2 protein-coding genes and 1 pseudogene are annotated in these 1654 nt (G+C 32.9%); all 3 read left to right on the forward strand.

Going from position 1 to position 1654, the window contains the following annotated elements; all coding sequences use genetic code 11:
- Positions 1-914: pseudogene (locus HMPREF9333_RS11890) on the forward strand (MobQ family relaxase); the annotation flags it as partial.
- A complete protein-coding gene (locus tag HMPREF9333_RS13430) occupies positions 911-1117 on the forward strand; it encodes a hypothetical protein (RefSeq protein WP_040883157.1) in 207 nt (68 codons plus the stop codon). The pseudogene HMPREF9333_RS11890 and the gene HMPREF9333_RS13430, both read left to right, overlap by 4 nt.
- Before the next feature lie 184 nt (positions 1118-1301).
- Positions 1302-1654 (forward strand): BlaI/MecI/CopY family transcriptional regulator (locus HMPREF9333_RS11900; RefSeq protein WP_005542374.1); only part of this gene is annotated, 353 nt, incomplete at its 3' end.

Consider the following 1654-nt stretch of genomic DNA (forward strand, 5'->3'; position numbering starts at 1 on the left):
CCTTAGAGCGAAAAGGAGTAGAAACCGAGAAAGGAAACATCAACCGAGAAATCAAAAAGCATAATTCCATTGTGAGAGTAATCCAAGAAAGAATTATAGAACTCACCTCTTGGCTGAATGATTTTATTAAAGTCTTATTTGAAAAATATGAGCAGTACAAACAAGAGAAAAGAGAAGAATATGAAAACAAAGCGGAACTCTTTAATCTCTATGAATACATCAGTATTTACTATGATTTACAGGGAGAAAAAGCAAGAAAGTTAAACCCCTATGCAAGCAACAAAAAGATAGGAGCAGACCTAAGACGATTTTCAAAAGCAAGAATATATCTAAAGGACAATAATCTTGAAACCATAGCTGACTTGCAAGAAAGGATAAGTACATTACAATCCCAAAATAAAAAGAGTAGTCAAGACATTAAGGCTAAAACTGCAAGGATAGAAAGCTTAAATAAATGTTTTACCTATGCGGACATCATAAAAGATAACAAACAAGTCTTTGAGGAATGGAACAGTAAATCCCTATTCAAAGAAAGTTTTTACAATTCTCATAAAGATGAGATAGATAAATATAAAAGAGCAAGGGCGATACTTGAAAAGATAACAGGTTCATCGGCTATCAAGATAAAGGACTGGCAAAAAGAAATACAAAGCCTTGAAGATGAAATATCAAAACTCAATAGACAATCTCAAATAGTCAAAGAAGAATATGAAAGTATCAACCATATCAAGTATGCAGTCAAGACAGTCAATGACGATTATGGAATAGACCTATCCATTGAGATTGATAAGGCAATCAAGAGAGGGGAAAAACCAAGTGTCATTGCACAGATTAAGAAGTATCAAGAGCAACAAGAAGCCTACGAAAAACGAAAGGAAAAGACAAAGAACTATTACAGGAATGAGGAAAGATGAAGCCCCGAAATGGGATAACATCAAAAACGAAGGGTGTCGTAAATCACGACATCCTTAAAAAACAAGAGAGGAGAGAAAAATGGAAGAAAGACGAATGTTTTCCAAGTCCGTTATTTGGTGTGATATGTTTTTTAGAAATGCCTTTATCTTCACAGGCACTTTATATGCACCTAAATATGAGTGCTGCTGATGATGGTTTATAGGTAATTCTAAAAATTAGAAGTTCACATAAATATGATGATTGAAAAACTGTCAAGGAATATGTAAAGAAATAGAAAAGCTATAAAAATATTCAAAAAAACTACTACAGTAGTATTGACTATTATAAAAGACTATGGTAGTATATAGTCAAAACTACACCAGTCTTTTGCAAGGAGGATTGTAAAAATGATTGTAAAACTATTTGATTCAGAACTTAAAGTGATGAATGTTCTTTGGAATGAAGGAGACTGCACTGCCAAGCATATCTCAAATGTATTGAAAGAAGAGATTGGTTGGAATATGAATACAACCTATACTTTAATAAAGAGGTGTATCAACAAGGGTGCGATTGAACGCTCCGAACCGAACTTTATGTGTCATGCTCTTATTCCGAAAGAAAAAGTACAGATAGCAGAAACCAATGAGTTTATTGACAAAATGTTTGATGGTTCCATTGATAAAATGTTTGCTGCACTGATTGGAAATAAGCAGCTTTCAGAAAAGCAAATTGAAAAATTGAAAAATCTTATAAAAACTTA

The organism is Johnsonella ignava ATCC 51276 (assembly GCF_000235445.1).
GTDB classification, from domain to species: Bacteria; Bacillota; Clostridia; order Lachnospirales; family Lachnospiraceae; genus Johnsonella; species Johnsonella ignava.

Bases quoted from the DNA above. Each gene is read 5' to 3' on its own strand.
- HMPREF9333_RS13430 (WP_040883157.1), top strand. From the start codon at position 911: ATGAAGCCCCGAAATGGGATAACATCAAAAACGAAGGGTGTCGTAAAT.